This is a genomic window from Verrucosispora sp. NA02020, from assembly GCF_013364215.1.
Taxonomy (GTDB): Bacteria; Actinomycetota; Actinomycetes; order Mycobacteriales; family Micromonosporaceae; genus Micromonospora.
In genome coordinates this window covers 6051910-6075379 of sequence record NZ_CP054923.1, presented here as the reverse complement: position 1 = coordinate 6075379, position 23470 = coordinate 6051910, and the positions used below count along the sequence as shown (strand labels likewise).

General features: G+C 71.6%; 22 protein-coding genes. 9 read left to right on the top strand and 13 right to left on the bottom strand.

Going from position 1 to position 23470, the window contains the following annotated elements; translation table 11 throughout:
• The first annotated feature begins 7 nt into the window (after window positions 1-7).
• Window positions 8-301: a 4a-hydroxytetrahydrobiopterin dehydratase gene (locus tag HUT12_RS27070; RefSeq protein ID WP_176095131.1), complete on the top strand. Its 294-nt coding sequence runs from the start codon at window positions 8-10 to the stop codon at window positions 299-301.
• Complete coding sequence (locus HUT12_RS27065; RefSeq protein ID WP_176095130.1) at window positions 298-1446, top strand: FHA domain-containing protein; 1149 nt, start codon at window positions 298-300, stop codon at window positions 1444-1446. The genes HUT12_RS27070 and HUT12_RS27065 overlap by 4 nt, the downstream gene beginning before the upstream one ends.
• 53 nt (window positions 1447-1499) lie before the next feature.
• Here the strand turns inward: HUT12_RS27065 and rocD are convergent, their stop codons facing one another.
• The 6 genes from rocD to HUT12_RS27035 form a co-directional block, all read right to left on the bottom strand.
• Window positions 1500-2714 carry an ornithine--oxo-acid transaminase gene (rocD, locus tag HUT12_RS27060; protein ID WP_176095129.1) on the bottom strand — a complete coding sequence of 405 codons (1215 nt, stop codon included), beginning with the start codon at window positions 2712-2714 and terminating at the stop codon, window positions 1500-1502.
• Window positions 2711-3526, bottom strand: coding sequence for a dimethylargininase (gene ddaH, locus HUT12_RS27055; RefSeq protein WP_176096000.1), 816 nt, complete (start codon window positions 3524-3526; stop codon window positions 2711-2713). Before ddaH ends, rocD begins: the two co-directional genes overlap by 4 nt.
• Before the next feature lie 882 nt (window positions 3527-4408).
• The gene (locus HUT12_RS33275; protein WP_176095128.1) at window positions 4409-5545 is read right to left on the bottom strand and encodes a DMT family transporter; all 1137 of its coding nucleotides are present in this window, start codon (window positions 5543-5545) and stop codon (window positions 4409-4411) included.
• A 209-nt stretch (window positions 5546-5754) separates the two neighbouring features.
• A complete protein-coding gene (locus HUT12_RS27045; RefSeq protein WP_131056541.1) occupies window positions 5755-6447 on the bottom strand; it encodes an SDR family oxidoreductase in 693 nt (230 codons plus the stop codon).
• Between the two features lie 110 nt (window positions 6448-6557).
• Window positions 6558-6881, bottom strand: a complete 324-nt coding sequence (locus tag HUT12_RS27040) for a hypothetical protein (protein ID WP_176095127.1) — start codon at window positions 6879-6881, stop codon at window positions 6558-6560.
• On the bottom strand, window positions 6878-7093 hold the full coding sequence (locus HUT12_RS27035) for a hypothetical protein (protein ID WP_131056545.1): 216 nt from the start codon (window positions 7091-7093) through the stop codon (window positions 6878-6880). The genes HUT12_RS27040 and HUT12_RS27035 overlap by 4 nt, the downstream gene beginning before the upstream one ends.
• A gap of 318 nt (window positions 7094-7411) precedes the next feature.
• Between HUT12_RS27035 and HUT12_RS27030 the strand changes: the two genes are divergently transcribed.
• The 3 genes from HUT12_RS27030 to HUT12_RS27020 are packed head-to-tail and all read left to right on the top strand — an operon-like array spanning window position 7412 to window position 9327.
• Window positions 7412-8299 (top strand): helix-turn-helix transcriptional regulator, encoded by an 888-nt coding sequence (locus tag HUT12_RS27030; protein ID WP_176095126.1) that lies wholly within the window; start codon window positions 7412-7414, stop codon window positions 8297-8299.
• Complete coding sequence (locus HUT12_RS27025) at window positions 8292-8489, top strand: DUF397 domain-containing protein (RefSeq protein ID WP_117226020.1); 198 nt, start codon at window positions 8292-8294, stop codon at window positions 8487-8489. The genes HUT12_RS27030 and HUT12_RS27025 overlap by 8 nt, the downstream gene beginning before the upstream one ends.
• Before the next feature lie 31 nt (window positions 8490-8520).
• Window positions 8521-9327 carry an Fpg/Nei family DNA glycosylase gene (locus HUT12_RS27020; RefSeq protein ID WP_131056550.1) on the top strand — a complete coding sequence of 269 codons (807 nt, stop codon included), beginning with the start codon at window positions 8521-8523 and terminating at the stop codon, window positions 9325-9327.
• Between the two features lie 90 nt (window positions 9328-9417).
• Here HUT12_RS27020 and HUT12_RS27015 read toward each other — a convergent pair whose 3' ends face one another.
• From HUT12_RS27015 to HUT12_RS26995, 5 genes are all read right to left on the bottom strand, one after another.
• Entirely contained in the window at window positions 9418-11016 is a 1599-nt protein-coding gene (locus HUT12_RS27015) for a ricin-type beta-trefoil lectin domain protein (RefSeq protein WP_254876971.1), read from the bottom strand.
• Between the two features lie 189 nt (window positions 11017-11205).
• Window positions 11206-12066, bottom strand: coding sequence for an aminoglycoside phosphotransferase family protein (locus HUT12_RS27010; RefSeq protein ID WP_236145953.1), 861 nt, complete (start codon window positions 12064-12066; stop codon window positions 11206-11208).
• Between the two features lie 8 nt (window positions 12067-12074).
• On the bottom strand, window positions 12075-13493 hold the full coding sequence (locus HUT12_RS27005) for a WGR domain-containing protein (RefSeq protein ID WP_176095125.1): 1419 nt from the start codon (window positions 13491-13493) through the stop codon (window positions 12075-12077).
• An 87-nt stretch (window positions 13494-13580) separates the two neighbouring features.
• On the bottom strand, window positions 13581-14954 hold the full coding sequence (locus tag HUT12_RS27000; RefSeq protein ID WP_176095124.1) for an FAD-dependent oxidoreductase: 1374 nt from the start codon (window positions 14952-14954) through the stop codon (window positions 13581-13583).
• 14 nt (window positions 14955-14968) lie between these two features.
• Entirely contained in the window at window positions 14969-16117 is a 1149-nt protein-coding gene (locus HUT12_RS26995) for a glutamate--cysteine ligase (RefSeq protein ID WP_176095123.1), read from the bottom strand.
• A gap of 258 nt (window positions 16118-16375) precedes the next feature.
• On the opposite strand from HUT12_RS26995, the gene HUT12_RS26990 reads away from it, so the two are divergent.
• Window positions 16376-17794 carry a carbohydrate-binding protein gene (locus HUT12_RS26990; RefSeq protein WP_176095122.1) on the top strand — a complete coding sequence of 473 codons (1419 nt, stop codon included), beginning with the start codon at window positions 16376-16378 and terminating at the stop codon, window positions 17792-17794.
• 195 nt (window positions 17795-17989) lie between these two features.
• On the top strand, window positions 17990-19393 hold the full coding sequence (locus HUT12_RS26985) for a chitinase (protein ID WP_176095121.1): 1404 nt from the start codon (window positions 17990-17992) through the stop codon (window positions 19391-19393).
• 135 nt (window positions 19394-19528) lie between these two features.
• Here the strand turns inward: HUT12_RS26985 and HUT12_RS26980 are convergent, their stop codons facing one another.
• Window positions 19529-20188: a DedA family protein gene (locus HUT12_RS26980; RefSeq protein ID WP_176095120.1), complete on the bottom strand. Its 660-nt coding sequence runs from the start codon at window positions 20186-20188 to the stop codon at window positions 19529-19531.
• A 58-nt stretch (window positions 20189-20246) separates the two neighbouring features.
• The gene (locus HUT12_RS26975) at window positions 20247-20837 is read right to left on the bottom strand and encodes a DUF1349 domain-containing protein (protein WP_176095119.1); all 591 of its coding nucleotides are present in this window, start codon (window positions 20835-20837) and stop codon (window positions 20247-20249) included.
• A 94-nt stretch (window positions 20838-20931) separates the two neighbouring features.
• On the opposite strand from HUT12_RS26975, the gene HUT12_RS26970 reads away from it, so the two are divergent.
• Both HUT12_RS26970 and fabG read left to right on the top strand, forming a co-directional pair.
• Window positions 20932-22584 (top strand): alpha-amylase family protein, encoded by a 1653-nt coding sequence (locus tag HUT12_RS26970; RefSeq protein ID WP_131054010.1) that lies wholly within the window; start codon window positions 20932-20934, stop codon window positions 22582-22584.
• A gap of 114 nt (window positions 22585-22698) precedes the next feature.
• The gene (gene fabG / locus HUT12_RS26965) at window positions 22699-23457 is read left to right on the top strand and encodes a 3-oxoacyl-ACP reductase FabG (protein WP_131054009.1); all 759 of its coding nucleotides are present in this window, start codon (window positions 22699-22701) and stop codon (window positions 23455-23457) included.
• The last annotated feature ends 13 nt before the right edge of the window (window positions 23458-23470 follow it).

Sequence of the window (23470 nt, the reverse complement as noted above, 5' to 3'; positions counted from 1 at the left end):
CCTTGCCATGGCTGACGTGCTCACCGCCGAGGCGGTGCGAAACGAGCTGGGTGGACTGGCGGACTGGTCGGGAGACCCCGCCGGGATCACCCGCACGGTGGAGCTGGCCAGCTTCCCGGCCGCCGTCACGGTCGTCGACCGGGTCGCCGTGGTGGCGGAGGAGCTGGACCATCACCCGGACATCGACATCCGGTGGCGGACGCTGACGTTCCGCTGTGTCACCCATTCGGCCGGCGGCGTCACCCTGCGCGACGTCGAGCTGGCCCGGCGGATCGACGAGATCGTGGGGGCGGCCCGATGAGGTTCGAGATCAGCAAGGTCCTGGACGCGATCGAGGGGCGGGTCTGCACCGGCCCGCAGCTCGTCCGTGCGGTGATCGACCTCGCCGAGGTCATCCGCTACCAGGACCTCGACGGCGGCCGACCGGCCAGCACGTTGCGCCTCGGCATGGTCTTCGACGCGCTGGCGCGCAGCCTGGAGGAGGACACCGTCCCGGTCTACGCGGTGGTGCACCGGGGGGTGCTCTCCGACGCCGACCTGACCTCCAACGAGCGAATGGTGGTCCGCCGCTGGGCCGACGACGGCCTGGTCGAGGTGCTGGACAATCCGGGTGACCGGATGCTTGAGGTGGCCGACCTGCTCGGCCTGCCGGTGCTCAGCCGGGTCCGCTTCGACGGCCTGCGCGGGCGGTTCCCCTGGCTGGTCGACCAGCCCGGCCGGGTGCTCGCCCCGGTGCCCGGTGCCGGTGGGCCGGTCTTCATCGCCCATGTCGGTGGCGGCCACATCCCGCTCACCGGGCCGCCGTCACCGGCCGGTGTCCAGTTGCTCGCCCGGCAGTGGCGCTGTTCCGAGTCGGGCTGCACCCTCTTCGGCGGTGCCGGCGGCGGGGGTGCCTTCGCCGACCTGGCCCGGATCGACCGCGCGCCGACCGGCCAGCCGCCACCGTCGCTGCGCGGTGGCGTACCCACCTGCCCCCGGCACGGCACCCGGCTCCGCGACGACGGCCCCCGGCCGCGCAGCGAGGTCCTGGCGGTACGCGTCGGTGGCCTGATCCGGCGTCGCTTCGTGCTCACCGAGGACCAGCCGGTCACGATCGGCCGCGCCCCGGAGAGCGCCAACGCGATCATGCTGGGCCAGTGGCTCAACGACGAGGCCCGGCGCTGGATCAGCCGCAGTCATCTGCGGCTTGAGCTGCGGGGCGGCGACATCGTCGCGACCGACGTGAGCACCAACGGCTCCGGCATCCGGCCGGGCGGCTCGATGGCCGAGTCGGACCGCCTGCCGCTGGCACCGCAGCAGTCCCGCGCCCTCGGGAGCGGGGACATGGTGGAGCTGTACCCGGGCGTGCAGATCGGGCGGCCGAGCGATCTGCCCTCGGGTGCGCCGTACAACCCCGACTCGGTGATGTCCGAGGCGCCGACCATGGCGATGCGCCTGCCCCGCTGACGCGGACGACGGCGGGCGCCGGGACCGTGGTCCCGACGCCCGCCCTGCGGGTGTCAGCCGGCCAGTACCGCCGTCAACTGGGCCACCGCGTGGTCGATCTCCTCCTCGGTGATCACCAGCGGCGGGGCGAGGCGGATGGTCGAGCCGTGGGTGTCCTTGGCGAGTACGCCGCGCTCCATCAGCCGCTCGCACGCCTCCCGGCCGCTCATCAGCGTCGGGTCGATGTCCAGCCCGACCCACAGCCCCCGGCCGCGTACCGCGACCAGGCCCTTGCCGATCAGTGCGCGCAGGCCGGCGTGCAGCCGCTCGCCCAGCTCGGTCGAGCGCCGCTGGAACTCGCCGGTAGCCAGCAGCCGGACCACCTCGGTGGCCACCGCGCAGGCCAGCGGGTTGCCGCCGAAGGTGGAGCCGTGCTGGCCGGGCCGGAGCACCCCGAGCACCGCCGCGTCGGCGGCCACCGCCGAGACCGGCACGATGCCGCCGCCGAGCGCCTTGCCCAGCAGGTACATGTCCGGCACCACGCCCTCCTGCTCGCAGGCGAAGGTGGCGCCGGTGCGGCCCAGACCGGACTGGATCTCGTCGGCGATGAACAGCACGGTGCGCTCGTCGCAGAGCCGCCGGACACCGGCCAGGTAGCCCTCCGGCGGCACCACCACGCCCTGCTCGCCCTGGATCGGCTCCAGCAGCACCGCCACGGTGTGCTCGTCGACCGCCTCGGCCAGCGCGGCCAGGTCACCGTAGGGCACGATCCGGAAGCCCGGCGTGTACGGCCCGAAGTCGGCCCGCGCGTCCTCGTCGGTGGAGAAGCTGACGATGGTGGTGGTCCGGCCGTGGAAGTTGCCGTCGGCGACCACGATGGTGGCCTGCCCGTCCGGTACGCCCTTGACCTGGTAACCCCACTTGCGGGCGACCTTGATGCCGGTCTCCACCGCCTCGGCGCCGGTATTCATCGGCAGCACGAGGTCCTTGCCGCAGAGCGCCGCGAGTTCCCGGCAGAAGTCGGCGAACTGGTCGTGCACGAACGCCCGGCTGGTCAGCGTCAGCCGGTCGAGCTGGGCGTGCGCGGCGGCGATCAGCGTCGGGTGCCGGTGCCCGAAGTTCAGCGCCGAGTAGCCGGCCAGACAGTCGAGATACCGCCGACCGTCCACGTCGGTGACCCAGGCACCCTCGGCGGAGGAGATCACCACCGGCAGCGGGTGGTAGTTGTGCGCGGTGTGACGCTCGGCGTCCCGCACCGCGGCCGGAGTCCGCAGCATGTCCTCGATCACTGGCTCGCCTTTCCCTGACGGAGTCGCAACGTGCAGCACTTCGGTCCACCGCCGGCCTTGCGCAGCTCGGACAGGTCGACGCCGATCGTCTGGTAGCCCCGGTCCCGCAGCGTCGCGGCCAGGCCGGTGGCCTGCTCCGGCAGCACCACGTGCCGACCGTCGCTGACCGCGTTCAGGCCCAGCACCTCGGCGTCGGCCATGGTGGCGTGCACCGCGTCCGGAAACAACCGGCGCAGCACGGCCCGGCTGCCGGGGGAGAACGCCTCCGGCAGGTACGCCACGGTCCGCTCGTCGAGCACGGTGAGCGCGGTGTCCAGGTGGTAGAAGCGCGGGTCGACCAGGTGCATGGTGACCACCGGGTAGCCGAACACCTCCTGCAACTGGGCGTGCGAGGCGTGCGCGGTGCGGAAGCCGGTGCCGGCGAGCACCACGTCACCGGCGAGCAGGACGTCGCCCTCGCCCTCGTTGACGTGCTTCGGGTCGTACACCTCGAAGCCGGCGTTCTCGAACCAGGACCGGTACGCGGGCGCCTCGTCGGCGCGCTGCGGGTCGCGGAACTGCACGGCCATCGCCCGGTCACCGATCACGGTGCCCCCGTTGGCGGCGAAGACCATGTCGGGCAGGCCCGGCAGCGGGGTGATCTCCTCGACGACGTGACCCAGGTCGCGGTACACCTGCCGCAGCCGCTCCCACTGCCGCACGGCACGGTCGGTGTCGACCGGGGCGGTCGGGTCCATCCACGGGTTGATCGCATAGTCGACGGCGAAGTACGTCGGCCGGCACATCAGGAAGCGCTGGCTGGTGGCGTCCATCGTCATTGTCCTGCTCCCAGGGCTCGGGCGCGCCCTGGCCACCGTCGGCCCACGGGCTGGCGCCGTTGCTCAACGTTATGCGCCGCCCAGCCGCATAATCCACCGCCGACCCTTGCGCAGTACGACTGATCGTTGCGTCTCAGGTGGCGGTGGCGGTTGATCGTTGCGTTCACGTCTCGATGGCCTCGTGCGAGAGGCCCTCGGCTTGCTCACCGTGCGTGGTCGTCTCGCCGCGCGGTCGATGACGTCCGTAGCGGGTGTGCGGCAGCCGGACGCTGCCTGGCTCCCTGGCGCTGATCGGTGCTCGCGGTGTCGGGGGTGCTGTCGGTGTCCTGGGTGCTTGCGGTGTCCTGGACACCGTTGGTCGGGTGGAATCGGCCGGAGCGGCCTCCGTTCGAGCGACCGGCGGACCAGCGAACCCACGGTCCCGTCAGCGCGACGCAGATCTTGGACAGTTTCCGTTAGCAGCTAACGGAAACTGTCCAAGATTGCCAGGCGAATCCTGCTCGGGGTGTGTTCGGAGGACGCGGTCACGTGACCTGGCCACCGCACGCCTCGCCCGCTCCGCCGGCAAGGCCCCAGTTCCCGCTTCTCGGCCCACAAGGGTCGCTCACACGCCGCTGCGTGGCCCCACGGACCTGCTCACGCCGCCGCACAGCCCCACGGCCTTACTCACGCCGCTGCGTGGCTCCACGGACCTGCTCACGCCGCCGCATCGAGAGGACTGTTCGAGGTGCTCCGGACACGCGTCAGGGGCGGCGAATCGCCGCCCCTGACGAGGGTGTGTGCGCCCGGCTGGTGAACCACCAGAACTGGTCGGGCTACGGCCGGTACCTCGCCGGCCGGGCGCCGGTGAACCACCGGCGGGCTGAAATGTGCCCTCTAGATGCGATCGACAAACTGTGAGTCAAGCCACTCGCGGAAGCGGGCCACGGTGTCGCCGTCGGTGGTCGGCCAGTCGTACTGGCCGGTCATCGCCAGGATGCCGAGGACCACCGCGCCGAGGCCGATGGCGATGCCGAACAGCGCGTCGGCCTTGCCGGCGATGTGCCGCCGCCGGGTGGCGATCAGGCCCAGCACGGCGAGGACCGCGCCGACCGCGCCGACCGCGATGCCGTATCCGGCGAGGGTTCCGGTGAGGACGAAGAGGATGCCGCCGACGCCGACGATCAGGCCCAGTGTGGCCAGCAGGCTGGCCCGGGGGCGCGGCCCGGCGGGCGCGGGCGGTGCGTCGGGAGCGGGAACGGTGTCCCGGTCGGCCGTCGTCTCCCGGCTGGCCACAGTGTCCCGGTCGCCCACGGTGTCGCGGTCGCCCACGGTGTCGCGGTCGGTCGTGGTGTCGCGGTCGGTGGTGACCGGGGCCCGGTCGGTACGCACGTCCGGGTCGGTCTCGGTGACCGGGGCGGAGCCCGTGACCGGGGCGGTGGTGCGGGCGCGGCGGGAACCGTCGACGCCGGAACGGGCGGTGACGGCACGCGCCACGGCAGCCCGCTCGGCGGCGGGAGCGTCGGTCGTCCGACCGGTACCGGCTTCGGTGGTGGTGGCCGCACCGGCGGCGTCGTCCCGGTCGGCGGCCCGCGCGGAAGCCGTGCGGTCTCGGTCGGTCGCACGGGCGGTGGCGGCGTGGTCCGCGTCGGCAGCGGTGCGATCTGCGGCTACGGCGCCGACGGAGCGATCCCGGCCGGTGTCGGCGCGGTCCTCGACGGCGGCGGGGGTGGCGGCCGTGCGGTCCCGACCGGTGGCGCGTCCGGTGGCGGCGCGGAGCCGGTCGGTGGCGCGCTCGGCGGCGGCGCGGTATCGGCCTGCGGCGCGCTCGGCGGCGGTGCGGTCCGGGTCGGTGGTCGTGGTGGTGGTCGCCGCCGCGCCCCGGTAGGTGGTGCCGTCGTCGGTGCGTTCCTCGACGCTCGGGCGGTCGGCGGGACGGGCCTCGGTGGCCACCGTGCCGGTGCGGTCGGCCTCGTCACCGGCGGCCGGGGGCGGCGCGGGCTCCTCCCGGCGGGACAGCGAAGGAAATCTCATGGGTTCACCTCCAGGTCATGCGTGGCCGGCGCCGCGACCCCGTTCATCGCCACTCCACGCGTCAACGACCCCGAGATACCCATCCCGCACTTTCCCGACACCCGTGTGGCATCGAGCCGACTGGATCCTGTGCGGGTCGGCTCGACGGCGAGGGCGGACCAGGCTCGACGGCGAGGGCGGACCGGCTCAGCGGTGAGGGGCGGGACGGGTCAGCGGCGGGGGCGGGTGAGGGGTGCCAGGAGGGTGGTGAGCAGGGCCGCCCGCCGGGGGCGGGAGACCAGGACGGGACGGTTGCGGACGCACCGGACGAGGACGTCCACCGCGCGGTCCACCGTCATCATCAGCGGCCGGACCGGGCCCTTGGCCATCTTGGTGTCGACGAACCCGAACCGCACGGTGGTCACGCTCACGCCCTGTCCGCGCAGCGCCGCCGAGAGCCCCAGCAGGTACGACGACAGTCCCGCCTTCGACCCGGCGTACCCGGGTGCGTCGCCGGAGACCATCCGGTCCGCCATGCTGGACAGCCCGATGAGGTGCCCGTCACCGGCGGCCACCATCCTCGGCACGACGGTGGCGACCGTGCGGGCCGCCCCGATCAGGTTGACCTCCAGGGTGCGGGTCTGCGCCTCCAGGTCGGCCAGGTCGACGGGCTCGCCGATGCCGGCGGCGTAGACGCAGAGGTCCACCCCGTCCAGCTCGTCGATCGCCTTCGTCAGCACCTCCGGGTAGTCGGGCGCGGTCACGTCGACGGTGTGGTGGGCGTACGTGGGGACTCCGATGCCGTTGTCGCGGCGGGACACTCCGGCGACCCGCCAGCCGTCGGCGAGCAGCCGTCGGGTGAACGCCAACCCGATCCCGTCACTGTTGCCGATCACCACTGCGCAGCGCATTCGTTCCGCCATGCCCCACCGTCCTCATCGCACCGATGGTGCCCGCCCTCCCGGCGGCCCGAGGCGCAATTGAACCAGAGTTTTCTGAGTACTCCCTACCAATGAGTAGAGAGTCCGGCCGGCTATCGGCGTACGCCTCGGGCCGGACTCCGTGTGGTGCGGGCGGAGGTCTGGCGGGGTGCGGCGCGGAGCAGGGTGAGGCCGGCGCGCTGGACGAATATCGACCGGCGGGTGACCGCGTGCCCCTGGATGTCGAGCTGGTATCCGTCCAGCCAGACCCACCCGTCGTAGGTGGTCCAGTCCAGTTCGCGGATCACCCGGAACATGATCGACCGATGGAACTGCACGCTGGCCCGACGGGTCACGCGCACCAGGTCACCGGCCCGAAGCTGACCGTCGTGCCCCCGCTCGGCCGGGACGCGGTCGGTGGGGAGGTGGCGGGTCACAGCCAGCCCAGGAAGCGGTGGTGCAGGGTACCGGCGGTGGCCCAGGACATGTCCTGGCTGGCGGCCACCAGGCAGGAGCCCAGATAGAGCCGGAGCGAGACGGGCGCCTGGTCGTACTCGGCGCGGAGTTCGATGCGGCGGCGGGCGCAGGGCCAGGGCCGGTCGCATCCGGCGCACATCCAGGTGGGCAGCACCGGGCCGTGGCGGGTCACCGTGCACCACGCGGGGAGTACGCGACCGTGCCGGTCGTGGTCGTGGAGGCTACGTGCATCGTGGTCCTCTCGGCGCGGCGATGATCGTCGGCAAGAAGTGCTCCGTTGCCTTTTCACGTCAATTCATGACGGCATTTCATTCAGCCCCGGACGGCCTCCACAATCCGTCTCCCGCCCGTCTTGCGCAACGTTCCGCACCGCCCTAATGTCTTTCGGTAATTGTGCGCGACGAATGGAAATGAATCGCGTGCGTCCGGAAACGCGATCGCGTGCGTCCGGGAACATCACGTGTTGCAGGAAGGAAAGCGGTGATGTTGCATGCTGGATGAAACAAGCGGGTCCACCGTGCCCCGACGGCAGCTCGGGCGACTCTTCACCGAGCTGCGGGAACACGCCACGATCACCCTCGACGAGGCGGCGCGGGCGCTGGACTGTTCACGACAGAAGATCTGGCGGATCGAGAAGGGCCTGGTGCCGGTCCGGCTGGTGGACGCCCGCGCGATGTGTGATCTCTATCGGGTGCCGGAGGAGATGGCGGCGATCGTCGCCGGGCTCGCGAAGGAGACCCGGGCCAAGGGGTGGTGGCACTCCTATGGCGACGTGGTCCCGTCCTGGTTCTCGCTCTACGTCGGCCTGGAATCGGCCGCCTCACTGATTCGGCGCTACGATTCCGAGTTGATTCCCGGGCTGCTGCAAACCCGCGCCTACGCCAGCGAACTCTTCCGCCGCAAGAACCCGACGATGACCCCCGAGGAGCGGGAGAAACTGGTGGCGGTGCGCCTGCAACGGCAGAGCATCCTGGTCCGCCGGCTGCCCGCCGCGCCCACTCTCAGGGTGGTGCTCAGCGAGGCCGTGCTGCGCCGCACCCTCCCCGACCGGCAGGCGATGGTCGAGCAACTCCGCCACCTGCTCGACGTGGCCGCGCTGCCGAACGTCTCGCTGCGGGTCCTGCCACTGGCCGCCGGCCCGCCGCTGGCCAGCGAGACCGGCACCTTCGTCGTGCTGGGCTTCCCGCAGGGGCTCGGCCGGGCCTCGACCGAGCCCACCACCGTCTACCTGGAGAACATCACCGGCGCGCTCTATCTCGACCGGCCGACGGAGGTGGCCGCCTTCGTACACGTCTGGAACGACCTGGAGTCACTCGCCTCCGGTGAGGCAGAATCAGAGAAAATGATCAACATGATCATCGAGGAGCATCATGACTGATCTGGCCGGGGCCGTCTGGCGCAAGAGCACCCGCAGCGGCGGGAGCGGAGGCGACTGCGTCGAGGTGGCCGACAACCTGCCCGGCGTGGTGGCCGTCCGGGACAGCAAGGACCCGTGCGGCCCGGTGCTCACCGTCACGCCGTACGCCTGGACGGCCTTCGTGCGGCAGGTGCGGCACCGCTCACACTGACCACGACGGCGGGCTGACTACGCTTGGTGTCGTGCCAGAGGGACATACGATCCATCGCCTGGCGGCTCGGCACGCCGAGCTGTTCGCCGGGGACAAGGTGCTCGCCGCCAGCCCTCAGGGCCGGTTCGCCGAGGGTGCCGCGCTGCTCTCCGGGAGTGTGCTGGAGGCCACCGAGGCGTACGGCAAGCACCTGCTGCACCACTACGCCGGTGAGCGGACCCTGCACGTACACCTCGGTCTCTACGGCAAGGTGACCGACGGTGACGGTGAGCCGCCGGAGCCGGTGGGGCAGATCCGGCTGCGGCTGGCCAGCGACCGGCACTGGCTCGACCTGCGCGGGCCGACCGCGTGTGAGCTGCTCACCCCGCCCGAGGTGGCGGCGTTGCGGGCCCGCCTCGGCCCCGATCCGCTGCGTGCCGATGCCGACCCGGACCGCGCGTACGACCGGATCCGGCGCAGTTCCACGCCGCTGGCCTCGTTGCTGCTCGATCAGTCGGTGGTGGCCGGCACCGGTCTGATCTTCGTGATGGAGGCGCTGTTCCGCGCCGGGCTGCCGCCGAGGATGCCCGGCCGGGAGCTGAGCCGTCCCGCCTGGGACGCCATCTGGGCCGACCTGGTCGAGCTGATGACGCTCGCCGTCGCCGCCGGTCGCATCGACACCGTTCGCGCCGCGCACCTGCCCGAGGCGATGGGCCGCCCGGCCCGCGTCGACCGGCACGGCGGCGAGGTGTACGTCTATCGCCGTGCCGCCCAGCCCTGCCACGTCTGCGGCACCGCCGTCAGCCGGGGCACCCTCGGCGCCCGCAACCTGTACTGGTGCTCGACGTGCCAGATGTAAGGAAGGGCCCCCTGCTAACGCCTCGCGCATAGCAGGGGGCCCTTCCTAACGCCCGGCGACGGTGCTCGCGCCCGCCGATCCGGGGTGGTGCTACTGCTTGCGCCAGTTCTGGTCGGCGTAGCCCTTGTCGGTGTAGATGATGAGCGGCTTGTTCGGGTCGGCCATGATCGTGTCGAGGACCTTGCCGTTCAGCTTGCTGACGATGCGGCCCTTCGAGTTCATCTGCCAGTGCTGAGCAGGGTTGCCGCTACAGGTGGTCGCCTGCACCACCGTGTTGTCCTCGGAACCACCCCAGGCGATGTCCATGCAGAGACCACGGGAACGGATGGTCCCGTCGCTGCGGAAGGTCCACCACTGCGCCGGATCCTCGGTGCAGGTGCGCAGCCTGAGCTGCATCCCGTCGCCAGCGCCGGAACTGACGCACCGCTTCGTCTGTACGTGGAGGATCTGCACCGCGTCGGCCGGGCGCGTCGGCTTCGGGTCGGGGGCCGGCGGCGTCGATGCGCCCGCGTTCGCCCCCGCCGTGCTGGGGCTGCTCGGGCTCGGGCTGCCGGAGGGGCTGGCGTCCGGACTCGGGCTCGGGGACCCGGACGGCGACGGGGTGGGTGAGGGGGAGGGGCTGGTCGGCAGGTTCGCCGTCAGCCGGCTGTCGAGCGCGTAGACGTCGGTGAAGGTCTTCACCGACCGCAGGAACGTCTCGGTCTGCCGGTCGATGGTGCCACCGTTCTGCCGTACCGCCGTGGTGCCGTTGCGGTACGCGGCGAGCGCCAACTGAAGCGGGTCACCCTTCAGGCCGGACAGCTCGCGGACCAGGCTGCACAGGGCGTAGCCCATGGTGGGGACGGCGACCTCCGGCTCCCACACCGAACGACCCTTCGGCCCGTACGACTGCCACATGTCCGACCGGAACTGCGCGACGCCGCGTTGACCGGTCGCACCGAGCCGGTTCGCGTCGAACCCGGACTGCGCCATGATGTGGGCGGCGACCAGTGGTGGGGTCACCTCCTGGCAGAGCGAACCCGCCCGGTTGATGTGCTGCACGTACTCGGCGGGAACCCCCTTCGCCTCGGCGGCCGGTGCCGTCCGGTCGGTCTCACCGGGCCCACCGAACTGCCGCAGCTTGCCGTAGTACCCGGCGTAGGCGCTGACCCGGTCGACGTAGGTCGTGGCGGCGTCGGGCACCCCGCGCACCTCGGCGACGGGGTTCAGCCCGACGTGGAAGGCCGCCACCGCGAGACGCCACTGGTCACCGCCGGCACCCGCCAGTCGGAGATGACCGGTGAGGTCACACATCTGGTGGGCGAGGGCCAGGATGTTCGCCGACATGTCGGAGCGTCGGGCGTCCGGCCACGGCTTCCACGTCTTCCACTTGTCGTCTTCGAGACCGGCGATGCCCTGACCGCCGGAGATGGTCGTCGCCGCCCGGTCGTCCAACCCGGACTCCGCCATGAGCTGCCCGGCGAGCCTCGCCGGCGTCAGCGTCGGGCAGGACCCGGCGGCAGCGATGAGCACCGTCATCTGCTTGTCGGTGACCGCGTCGCCGACAAGCACGTCGTCACGGGCGGAGGCGACGCCGAAACCGACGGCGGTGGCGGCGGAGAGGAGCGCCAGCGCGGCAAGGACGAACGCCACGAACCGGCGTGGCATCCGCTCCAGCTTGAGCTTCTTGAGGAGGAGGTCGCGTGTCACAGGTAGGCCATCCCTTTCGGCGTGGCGACACCAGTGGCGACGGATCCTGACCGCTTCGCGTTCACGACCTCGCCGACATACTTTTCCGGGGCACGGATCACGGTCGGATCCTACGGCGGACCGGGGGACGTCCTCCGCGCTCGGGGACCGTCTCCTGAGGACCGGCCGGCCGCCCTCAGGAGACAGGCACTAGTCGAGGAGCCAGCGGACGATCTCGATGTGGTCGGTGAAGACCGTGTCACCGGCGATGCTCCAGGCCATCGTGTGGCCGATCGTCCAGTCGCGTACCCGGCTCCGGTCCAGGCCCAGCTCGGCGCTGAGCCGGTCCAGTCGGCGGCGCACGGCTGCGGGGGAGTGGCCCAGCTCGGTGCCGCGCACCATCGGCACCGCCGAGAACTCCCGCTCGCCGACGAGCGGTTTCGGGTCGATCGCCAGCCACGGTTCGCGGGTGGACCGCAACACGTTGGAGGCGTGCAGGTCCTGGTTGACCAGCACCTGTTCGCCCTGGCTGGCGGCCAGCCCGGTGAGCAGGTCGAGGGCGAGGTCCACGAACCTCCGCTCGTAGGGTCGCCCGGCCCGTTCCCAGGCGGCCGGTAGCCGGACCGCCCAGCCCCGCACCGCCTCGGCCAGCGACAGGAACGGCCGATCTGCGGGCAGCCAGAGGCGCGGGAGCAGCGCCACCACCGCGTCCACCGCGTCGTCCAGGGGGAGTACGCGCAACGGCGTACCGGGATCGCAACGCTCGATCAGCAGCGCCCGCAGGTCGGGGTCGTGGGCGAGCAGCCGGACGGCACCGTCGCCGTCCCAGTGGTGCAGCGCGGTCGCCTCGTGTTCGCTCTCCGAGTCCGGGAACTGCAACTTGAGCACCGCGCGGGTGCCGTCGGGCAGGTCAGCGGGCACCACCAGCGAGGTCGTGCCGTGCCCGAAGGGCGGCCCGACCCGCAGCGACCAGTGCCGGGCGCAGGTGGTCAGCCGCTCCGGCAGCCCGGCCAACCACTCTGGACCGCCCGGCATCGAGCGCAACCAGGTCAACTCGTCAGGGATCCGCACCGGGTGGGTCATCGCAGGCGGCGGATGTCGCCGTAGGCGCGGTAGAAACCGCCCCGGCCGGACTCGCGGACCTCGGTGACCAGGTAGCGGGCGCCCGGCTGGCGGATGCCCTTGGGGAACTGCACCGACCAGTTCTGGTGGTAGCCGGCGGAGAGCACGTGCACCCGCAGCCGACCGCCCTGCTCGACGCACTCGACGATCACCCCGTCACCGCCGTCGGCGACCATCTCGACCTGGGTGACGGCCGCCGGCTCGGGCATCCGGGCCGGTGCCTTCACGTCGACCACGGTCGGCACGCTGCCCGCCTCGGCCGCCCGGATCGCCGGCTCGCTGGCGTCGATGCAGGCCAGATGGCCGCTGGTGGTCACCACGTAGAGGCGCTGGTCGTGATACTGCATGGAGTACGCCGAGCCGCAGCCCGTGCCGAGCTTCCACAACCGGGTGCCGTCCTCGGCGAAACAGTAGATCGAGGACTGGCTGTCACCGGCGAAGACGTACCGGCCGTCGGAGGCGGTGGCGCAGGAGAAGACCGCCGCGTCGGCGCGGTAGGTGCGGGCGTGCCGGCCGTCCTTGCCGATGCGGACCACCTCGCGGGTCGCGGTGCCGGCGAACACCGCGTCGCGCTCCTGCCAGCCGAACAGCACCGCGCCGGTGCGGGTGTGCCACAGCTCCTGCCCGGTGCGCCAGTCGTAGCCGCTGACCCCGGTCGAGTCGCCGTGGTAGACCGCGTCGCTGTCGCAGCGCACCATCCAGGCCGAACTGCCGCGCCCGCCCCGCCGCCAGAGGAACTCGTCCTCGTGGTCGACGGCGGCGATCCCGCCGTCGGCGTCGGAGACACCGAGCACGCCGTCGTGGATGTCCAGCCAGTAGATGTCGATGTCGGGGGCGATCGTGTACGCCACCCGGGGGATCTTGCCGGAGAGGTCGTAGACGTTGCCGTCGTCGCAGCCGGCGTAGATCCAGGCGTCGTCGGCGACGATGCACTTCACCCCGTCGGGCAGCCGGACCTGGTCCAGCACCCGGGCGTCGTGGTCGAGCGTGGTGATGACGCCCCGCTCGTTGCCGACCGTGCAGGTGCGGCCGTCGATGAAGATGCCGAACGCGGGAGCGCCGGAGTCGTATCGCCACAGCACCGGGGCGGTGCGGGCGGTCGAGCGGGTGCTGACGATCTGCCGCCGCGACACCGAACGCTTCTGGCGGACGCCCGGCACCGCCGGGGCGTACCCCTTGCGGACCTTCTCGCCGATCTTCTTCGCGGCGGCGGCCCGCGCCCGCACGTTGTCCGGGTAGCCGGAGGTCTTGACCTGACCCTGGTCGCCGATCCGGCCGTAGCGCACGGTCAGCGTGGTGTCGTCGACCACCACCTCGTAGAACTTGTGCGCTCCGTCCGTCTCGGACAGTTCGAGGTAGGTCGTCTCCTGCGACATGCGGGTCCTCCGAGGGGTCGGCACCGCCCCTGTCTGGGGCGGCAGGCACAACCTAGCCACCCCCACCGACAGAGATCCGAGCAGACCTCAGCGCGGGTCGAGCGCGTCGACGGCCTTGCGGGCCGCGACCAGCACCGGATCCCAGACCGGGGCGTACGGCGGGGCGTAGCCGAGATCGAGCGCGGTCATGTCGTCCACCGTCATCCGGTTCCACAGCGCCACGGCCAACGTGTCGATCCGCTTCGCCGCCTCGGTCCAGCCGACGATCTGGGCACCGAGCAGCCGCCCGCTGGGGCGTTCGGCGATCAGCTTGACCGTCATCGGCCGGGCGCCCGGGTAGTAGCCGGCCCGGTTGGTCGACTCGGCGATCACCGAGACGAACTCGAAGCCGGCCGCCAGCGCGTCCCGCTCCCGCAGCCCGGTCCGCCCGACCTCCAGGTCGCAGACCTTGGCCACGGCCGTGCCGATCACCCCGGCGAAGGTGGCGTACCCGCCGCCGATGTTGATGCCGGCCACCCGGCCCTGCTTGTTGGCGTGGGTGCCGAGGGGCACGTGCACCGGCATGCCGCTGACCCGGTGCAGGGTCTCCACGCAGTCCCCGGCGGCCCACACCCCGGGCACCTCGGCCACCCGCATCCGGCGGTCCACCCGGATGCCGCCGGTCGGCCCGAGCGGCATACCGGCGGCCTCGGCGAGTGCGGTGTTGGGGCGTACGCCGAGGCCGAGCACCACCACGTCGGTCGGGATCGGGCCGTCGTCGGTGACCACCTCGCTGACCCGGCCGTCGCGGACACCGAGCGACTCGACCTGCACGCCGGTGCGGATGTCCACGCCGAGGCCCCGCATCGCCTCGGTGACGAGCGTGGCCATGTCCGGGTCCACGGTCGACATCGGCTGCTCGTCGCGCTCGACCAGGGTCACCGACAGCCCACGTCGGACCAGTGCCTCGGCCATCTCCACGCCGATGTAGCCGCCGCCGACCACCACCGCGCGCTCCGGCCTCGGGTCGGACTCCAGCCACGTGCGCAGGGCCGCGCCGTCGTCGAGCGTCTGCACCCCGAAGACCCCGAGCGCGTCGGTACCCGCCCAGTCCGGCTTGGTCGGCACCGCGCCGGTGGCGTACATCAGGGTGTCGAAGCCCTCCCGGACCTCGCCGCCGCCGTCCAGATCGCGGGCGACCACCTCGCGGCGGTCCAGGTCGATCTCGGTGACCTCGTGCCGGAGTCGGACGTCGATGTCGTACTTCTCCCGGTGGGTCGCCGGATCCCGGGCCACGAGTTGCTGCGCGTCGGCGACGAGCCCGCTGATCCAGTACGGGATGCCGCACGCCGAGTACGAGGTGTAGTGCCCCCGCTCGAACGCGACGATCTCCAGGTCCTCCCGGCCGCGGCGGCGCCGCGCCTGGGCGGCAGCCGCCATGCCGGCGGCGTCCCCGCCGACGACGATCAACCGTTCCGCCACGGCCATCCTCCTCCTCAGCCGGGGATCTCGCCCCGGGTCTGTCGCGCCACGTCCGCCACCACGTCCTCCAACCGACCGGTACGCGCGAACACCGCACGCTGCCGCGTCGCGCCGGTGCCGTGCTCCCGCAGCCGGTCCAGCAGCTCGGTCACCTCGGCGAGGTCACCGTGCCGGTCCAGCGCCGGGCCGAGCCGACCGACGAGCTGGTTCAGCAGGTCCCACGCCGGGCGCAGCTCACCGGTGGCCAGGTCGACCGCGTCGCCCTCCATGCCGTCGTGCGCGGCCCGCCAGTGCGCGCCGACCAGCAGGTGGTGGTCGGCGGGCAGTGGCGGCCGTCCGGCGGCGATGTCGTCCAGCGCGGTCGCCACCAGCGCGCGGACCAGGCCGGCGACCAGGACCGCGTCGTCCACCGTCGGGCAGACGTCGCCGATGCGCAGCTCGACCGTCGGGTACTTGGCCGACAGCCGGGCATACCAGTAGAGCATCCCCTCGTCGAGCATCACCCCGCTGCCGATCAGCTGGTCGATCAGCCGTCGGTAGTGGTGGTGGGAGGTCAGGAACGGGGTCGGCGCCACCGACGGCCAGCGTTCCCACTCGATCGAGCGCCAGCTCGCGTACCCGGTGTCCTCGCCTGCGGAGAACGGCGAGTTGGTGGTCACCGCGTGCAGGATCGGCAGCCACGGCCGGACGTGGTTGAGCACCTGCACCCCGGTGTCCGGGTCCGGCACCCCGACGTGCACGTGCATGCCGTTGTTGCCCGGCCCCGGCACCAGCAGCCGGTAGCGCTCGATCATCCGGTCGAAGCGGGGCTTGTCCACCACCGGCGGCACCGGCCCGTCGATCGGCCCGGTGCCGATGGCGAGCAGCCGGGCACCGGCCCGCTCGGCGGCGTCGGCGAGCCCCGCGCGGAGCAGGGCCAGGGAGTGCCGGATCGAGGAGAGTTCCAGCCCGGGTGGGCTGCCGATCTCGATCTGGCTGGTCTGGAACTCGCGTTCGACCTGGCCGTGCAGTTCCGCCGGTACCTGTTCCATGACCGCCTCGACGGCGGGCACCGCGGCGCCGCCGTCCGGGTCGACCAGCAGGAACTCCTCCTCGACTCCCACCGTGAGCAGGTCGGTCTCCTCGACCGGCCGGGTCGGCGCCGTCGCCACCTGCCTGACCATCACTACCACCGTCCGCTTCTGCCGGGGCGGTACGTCCGCGCCGTCGGCCGGCAATTACCCCCCGTGGTGGTCCAGGGAAACCCGCCCTGCTCGGTGCAAGGAGGGGTCCCCTGCTAACGCCTCGTGCATAGCAGGGGGCCCCTCCTAACATCCGGCGGAACCGGAGCACCGTCGATCGACATTGACAACTGTTCGAGTGGGACGTACAACTCCTGAGAGAGCGCTCTCACACCTCCGTCCCGCAGAGAGGTACGTCCCATGACACCTGCCCCGGCGGCGCCCGCCGCCCTGCCCGCGCGACGCCGACTGCGGCTCGCGTTGGCCCTGATCACCGCCACCGTCACCGGCGTCGCCGGGCTCGCCGCGACCGCCGACGCCGCCGTGCCGACGCCCCCGTCCGGGTGGAGCCTGGTGTGGAGCGACGACTTCACCGGCGCCGCCGGCACCCTCCCGTCGTCCAACAACTGGATCATCGACACCGGCACCAGCTACCCGGGCGGGCCGCCCAACTGGGGCACCGGCGAGATCCAGACGTACACCAACAGCACCGCGAACGTCAGCCACGACGGCGCCGGCAACCTGCGGATCACGCCGCTGCGCGACAGCTCCGGCCGCTGGACCTCGGCCCGGATCGAGACGGTCCGCAGCAACTTCAAGGCCCCGAGCGGCGGCATCCTCGCCATCGAGGGACGCATCCAGATGCCCAACGTCACCGGCGCCGCCGCCTCCGGCTACTGGCCCGCCTTCTGGGCGCTCGGCGCGCCGTACCGGGGCAACTACCAGAACTGGCCCGGCATCGGCGAGTTCGACGTGATGGAGAACGTGAACGGGCTCAACACCGTCTGGGGCGTGCTGCACTGCGGCGTGGCGCCCGGCGGCCCGTGCGACGAGTTCAACGGCATCGGCGGCTCCCGCGCCTGCCCCGGCAGCACCTGCCAGTCGGCCTTCCACACCTACCGCTTCGAGTGGGACGCCTCGACCAGCCCCCAGCAACTGCGCTGGTACGTCGACGGGCAGCTCTACCACTCCGTCAGCCAGTCCCGGGTCGGCGAGCCGTACTGGTCGCAGATGACCAGCCACGCGGGCTACTTCCTGCTGCTCAACGTGGCCATGGGTGGCGCCTTCCCGAACGGGGTGGCCGGCAGCACCACGCCGACCTCGGGCACCGTGCCGGGGCGGCCGATGCTCGTCGACTACGTGGCCGTCTACAGCCGTGGCGGCAGCACCCCGCCCACCACGCCGCCGCCGACCACCCCGCCGCCGACCGGGGTGCGGGACGCGTACGGCACCATCCAGGCCGAGTCGTACAACGCGCAGAACGGCGTGATCGTCGAGGCGTGCTCCGAGGGCGGGCAGAACATCGCCGCGCTGCGCAACGGTGACTGGGTCCGCTTCGACAACGTCGACTTCGGCTCCACCGCGCCGCGCGACTTCGTGGCCCGGGTGGCCTCCGGCGCGGCGGCCGGCGTGAGCGGTCTGGTCGAGGTGCGGATCGGCAGCCCGACGAGTACGCCGATCGGCAGCTTCGCCCTCGCGAACACCGGCGGGTGGCAGAGCTGGCGTTCGGTGCCCGGCAACGTCACCTCGGTAACCGGCCGGCAGACCGTCTACCTGACGTTCAGCAGCGGCCAGCCGAACGACTTCGTCAACGTCAACTGGTTCCAGTTCCGCCGCTGAGCACACGCTGCCCGGCAGGGCGGTGCTCGTCGCGCACGCGGGTCCGTGCAAGGAGGGGTCCCCTGCTAACGCCTCGTGCATAGCAGGGGACCCCTCCTAACAACCTCACACCAACCCTGGACAGAAATAGTTAACAGTCTTAATAATGAGCGCCAGGTCGATGCCCATGGATTTCCGTCCGGTCTGGAGGCTCACATGAAACGGTCCAGAACCCTGGTGCTCACAGTGGTCGGCGCACTGGCCGCCGCACTCGGTGCGGTCTGGCTGGCGCCCGCCGCGTACGCCGCCGGAGTCACCGCCAGCTTCGCCAAGACGTCCGACTGGGGCTCCGGTTGGGAGGCGAAGTACACCATCACCAACGGCAGCAGCAGCACGGTCAACGGCTGGAGCCTCGCCTTCGACCTGCCCAGCGGCACCACGCTCGGCAGCTACTGGGACGCGTTGCTGACCTCCAGCGGCCAGCGCCACACGTTCACCAACCGCTCCTGGAACGGCACCATCGCCCCCGGCGCGTCGGTCTCCTTCGGCTTCCTCGGCAGCGGCTCCGGCGTACCCGCGAACTGCCGGCTCAACGGCGCGGCCTGCGCCGGCGGCACCACCCCGACCACCCCGCCGCCGACCACCCCGCCCCCGACGACGCCGCCGCCCACCACGCCACCTCCGACGACACCGCCGCCGACCAGCCCGCCGCCGGTCACCGGCCTGCCGAAGCACATCCTCACCGGGTACTGGCACAACTTCGACAACCCGGCCGTCGAGCTGCGGCTGCGGGACGTGCCCACCGAGTACGACCTGGTCGCGGTCGCCTTCGCCGACGCCACCACCACGCCCGGCGCGGTCTCCTTCGCCATCGACCCGGGCCTGTCCGCCGCCCTCGGCGGCTACACCGACGCCGACTTCTCCGCCGACGTGCGCACCCTCCAGAGCCGTGGCAAGAAGGTGATCATCTCGGTCGGCGGTGAGACCGGCCGGGTCGCGGTGAACGACGCGGCGTCCGCGGTGGCCTTCGCCGACAGTGTGTACGCGCTGATCCAGCGCTACGGCTTCGACGGCGTCGACGTCGACCTGGAGAACGGCCTGAACCCGACCTACATGGGGCAGGCGCTGCGTTCCCTGCGGGCGAAGGTGGGCAGCCGACTGATCATCGCGATGGCGCCGCAGACCATCGACATGCAGAACCCCACCACCAGCTACTTCAAGCTGGCGCTGGACATCAAGGACATCCTGACCGTGGTGAACACGCAGTTCTACAACTCCGGGGCGATGCTCGGCTGCGACAACAACGCCGCGTACGCCCAGGGCACGGTCAACTTCATCGTCGCGCTGGCCTGCATCCAGTTGGAGGCGGGACTACGGCCCGACCAGGTGGGGCTCGGCCTGCCGGCCGGTCCCGGGGCTGCCGGTGGCGGCATCGTCGCGCCCAGCGTGGTCAACGCCGCGATGGACTGCCTCACCCGGGGCACCAACTGCGGCAGCTTCCGTCCGCCGCGTACCTACCCCGGCCTGCGTGGCGCGATGACCTGGTCGATCAACTGGGACGTCACCCACAACAACTCCTTCGCCCGCACCGTCGCCCCCCACCTCCGCACCCTCCCCTGACCGCCTGAACCCGCCCCACCTCATTCCGTCGATCATGGAGTTGTGGCTCCCGAAGAAGCCGCATAAGTGGTCAGAACAAGAGCCACAACTCCATGATCGCGGGGGCTGACGGCGGGGCGGGACACTGCCGCGAGGTCAGCGGGAGACGGGGGTGCGGGGGCGGGCGCGGCGGCGCTTCTTCTTGATCGCCCAGGAGGCGATCATGAAGACGAAGACGGCGATGATGCCGTAGTCGAACCAGGAGCTGTAGCGGTCGATCTCGTGCCACTGCGAGCCGAGCGCGTAGCCGAGCCCGATGAACAGCCCGTTCCAGATGCCGCTGCCCAGCGTGGTCAGCGTGACGAACTCGACCAGCGGCATCCGGTTGGCGCCGGCCGGTACCGACACCAGGCTGCGGACCACCGGTGCCATCCGGCCGAAGAAGACCGCCCACCGGCCGTACCGCTCGAACCAGCGGTCGGCCTTCTCCAGGTCCTCCAGGTCCACCAGCGGCAGCCGGTCGAGCCAGCGTTTGAGCCGTTCCTCGCCGAGCGCGGCGCCGAGCCAGTAGAGCACCAGCGCACCGAGCAGGGAACCGGCGGTGGCCGCGACGGTCACCACGACCACGTTGAAGCGGCCCTCGCCGGCCAGGTATCCCGCCATCGCCAGCACGATCTCGCTGGGGATCGGCGGGATGATGCTCTCCAGGGCGACCAGCAGCGCCACGCCGACCGCACCGCCCGCGTCGATCACACCGGCCACCCAGCCGGTCAGTCCACCGATCTGGCTCGGGTCGACGTCCTGGGCGAGTGCCATCCGGTGCCTCCGCGAGGATCGGCGTAGAGGGAAGGCTCCTACCCGCCCGGAGCCGCTGCTACTCCTCGGGGTGCAGGGCGGCGTCGGCCGGGCCGAGTCGCCAGTCGGTGAAGCGCACGGTCAGCCCGCCCCGGCTGGGAGAGCAGCAGTACGGCCCGGCGGAGGCGACCGCGTCGGGCGCGAGCGGCGCGAGCCGGACCAGCCGCCACTGCTCGCCGGCCACCCGGGCGCGTACGGTCAGCGCGTCGCCGGTGCGGCTGACGCGTACCGTCACCTCGTGGTCGGCCCACTCGGGCACCGGGGCGACCGACCAGTCGGAGAAGTCCCGGGTGACCACGGCACCGACCTGCGGGTGGCCGTCGCTGACCTCCACCCCGGCCTTGACCCAGGTGCGGTCGTCCACCCACACGAGTACGCCGGCCTGGTCGAACTGCTCGGTGTAGTCGAGCGGGAAGTCCACCTCCATCGCGCTGCCCACCGGGAAGGGCGTGAGCAGGGCCGGGGCGTCGTCGTGCACGAATCCGTAGCTGGTGTGCCGCCACAGGTCGCTGCTCGCCCCCGGCTCGACGCTCAGGACGCCGGCCGGCTCCTGGGTCGTCCGCACCGGCTGCCCGTGCCAGGTCCCGCTGGACCAATCGATGCTCCGCATGACGGCACCGTACCGAGCAGCCGCCCCCCGGCGGGGCCCCGCCCGCGACCTCGGCGGGTTTGCCGGGCGAGCCGTACGGAGAAGGTTCCCGGGCATGTCTGACAGGTGGTACTCCGAGGCGGTCGTGTACTGCCTCGACATCGACACGTACGCGGACTCCGACGCCGACGGGGTCGGTGACATCCGGGGTCTGATCGGCCGGCTGGACTACCTGGCCCGGCTGGGCGTGACCTGCCTCTGGCTGCACCCCATCCACCCGTCGCCCAACGGTGACGACGGGTACGACGTGACCGACTTCTACAACGTCGACCCCCGCTTCGGCACCCTCGGCGACTTCGCCGAGCTGCTGCACCAGGCCGGCAACCGGGGCATCCGCGTGATCATCGACCTGGTGGTGAACCACACCTCGGACCAGCACCCCTGGTTCGTCTCCGCCCGGTCGTCGCCGGACTCGCCGTACCGCGACTGGTACGTCTGGTCCGACGAGGAGCCCGCGGACCGGCACCAGGGCATGGTCTTCCCCGGCGAGCAGCACGAGACCTGGACCTACGACCGGACCGCCAAGTCCTGGTACTACCACCGCTTCTACAAGTTCCAGCCGGACCTCAACACCACGAATCCCCAGGTACGCGCCGAGATCAAGAAGATCATGTCGTTCTGGCTCCAGCTCGGGGTGGCCGGGTTCCGGATGGACGCGGTGCCGTTCATCATCGAGCGCACCGAGCCCGGCGACCCGAACCCGGAGCTGGATTTCGAGTTCCTCACCGAGCTGCGCCAGCACGTGCAGTGGCGTCGGGGCGACGCGGTGCTGCTGGCCGAGGCGAACGTCGAGCCGGACCAACTGCCCGCCTTCTTCGGCGACCGCGGTGGCTCGGCGAACCGGGTGCACATGCTCTTCGACTTCATGCTCAACGGGCGGCTGATGCTGGCCATGGCGCGCCAGGACCCGGAGCCGGTGATCGAGGCGCTGCGCGACACCCCGGCCCTGCCCGAGGGCGGCCAGTGGGCCACCTTCCTGCGCAACCACGACGAGATCGACCTGTCCCGGCTCACCGCCGAACAGCGCAACCAGGTGTACGCGCAGTTCGGCCCGGACGAGAACATGCGGATCTACGACCGGGGCATCCGTCGGCGGCTCGCGCCGATGCTCGGCAACGACCGGCGGCGCATCGAGCTGGCGTACTCGCTCCAGTTCTCGTTGCGCGGCACGCCCGTGCTGCGGTACGGCGAGGAGATCGGGATGGGCGAGGACCTGGCGCTGCCGGGGCGGGAGGCGATCCGTACCCCCATGCAGTGGTCCTACGAGCCCAATGCCGGCTTCTCCCGGGCGGAGTCGGAGAAGCTCGTGCGCCCGGTCATCGACAAGGGTGAGTTCGGGTACGAGAAGGTGAACGTCACCCTGCAACGACGGGACCGCAACTCGTTGCTCGGCTGGTTCGAGCGGATGATCCGTACGCTGCGCGAGGCGCCGGAGATCGGCTTCGGCTCGACCACCCACATCGACGTACCCATGCCTGCGGGGGTGTTGGCGCACCGGGCCGACGGGCCGACCGGCACGATGGTCTTCCTGCACAACCTGGGCACCGACGACGCCGAGGTCGACCTGAGCCTGCTGGAGTCGGAGGCGGAGCTGCCGATCGACGTGCTCGCCGACCGCAACTACGACGACGTGGGCAAGCTGGACAAGCTCAAGATCGCCGGCCACGGGTACCGGTGGATCCGGCTCTGTCGATCCTGGTCCGTCTAGCCTCCCCACCGGATTCCCCGACCGTCGCCGGCCGGTCGGGGATCTCGGTGGGCCGGAGGTGGGCGCACGGTGGGTTAGGCTCCTGCCGTCGAGCGAGGTTACCGGGAGGTAGGCATGTCGGAGGGGCAGCGGGTCGCGATCGTGACCGGGGCGGCGCGGGGAATCGGCGCGGCCACCGCCAGGCGGTTGGCCGCCGACGGGCTGGCCGTCGCGGTGGTCGACATCGAGGAGTCGGCGACCGCCGAGACGGTGGAGGCGATCACGTCGTCCGGTGGCCGGGCGCTCGGCGTGGGCGCGGACGTGTCGGACCGGGCGCAGGTGGAGGCCGCCGTCGAACGGGTCGCCACCGAGCTGGGCGCGCCGACCGTGCTGGTCAACAACGCCGGGGTACTGCGGGACAACCTGCTGTTCAAGATGACCGACGCCGACTGGGACACGGTCATGGGCGTACACCTGCGGGGTGCGTTCCTGGTCAGTCAGGCCGCGCAGAAGCACATGGTCGAGGCCAAGTGGGGTCGGATCGTCAACCTCTCCAGCACGTCCGCGCTCGGTAACCGGGGGCAGGCCAACTACGCCGCCGCGAAGGCCGGGATGCAGGGGTTCACCAAGACCCTCGCCATCGAGCTGGGGCCGTTCGGGGTGACCGTCAACGCGGTGGCGCCGGGCTTCATCGTCACCGACATGACCGCCGCCACCGCCGCCCGGATGAAAATCGACTTCGAGGCGATGCAGAAGCACGCCGAGGGGGAGATCCCGGTCCGTCGGGTCGGGCGGCCCGAGGACGTGGCGCACACCATCTCGTTCCTGGCCAGCGAGGGCGCGTCCTTCGTCTCCGGTCAGGTGATCTACGTCGCGGGCGGGCCGCGCGACTGACCCGCTCCTGTTG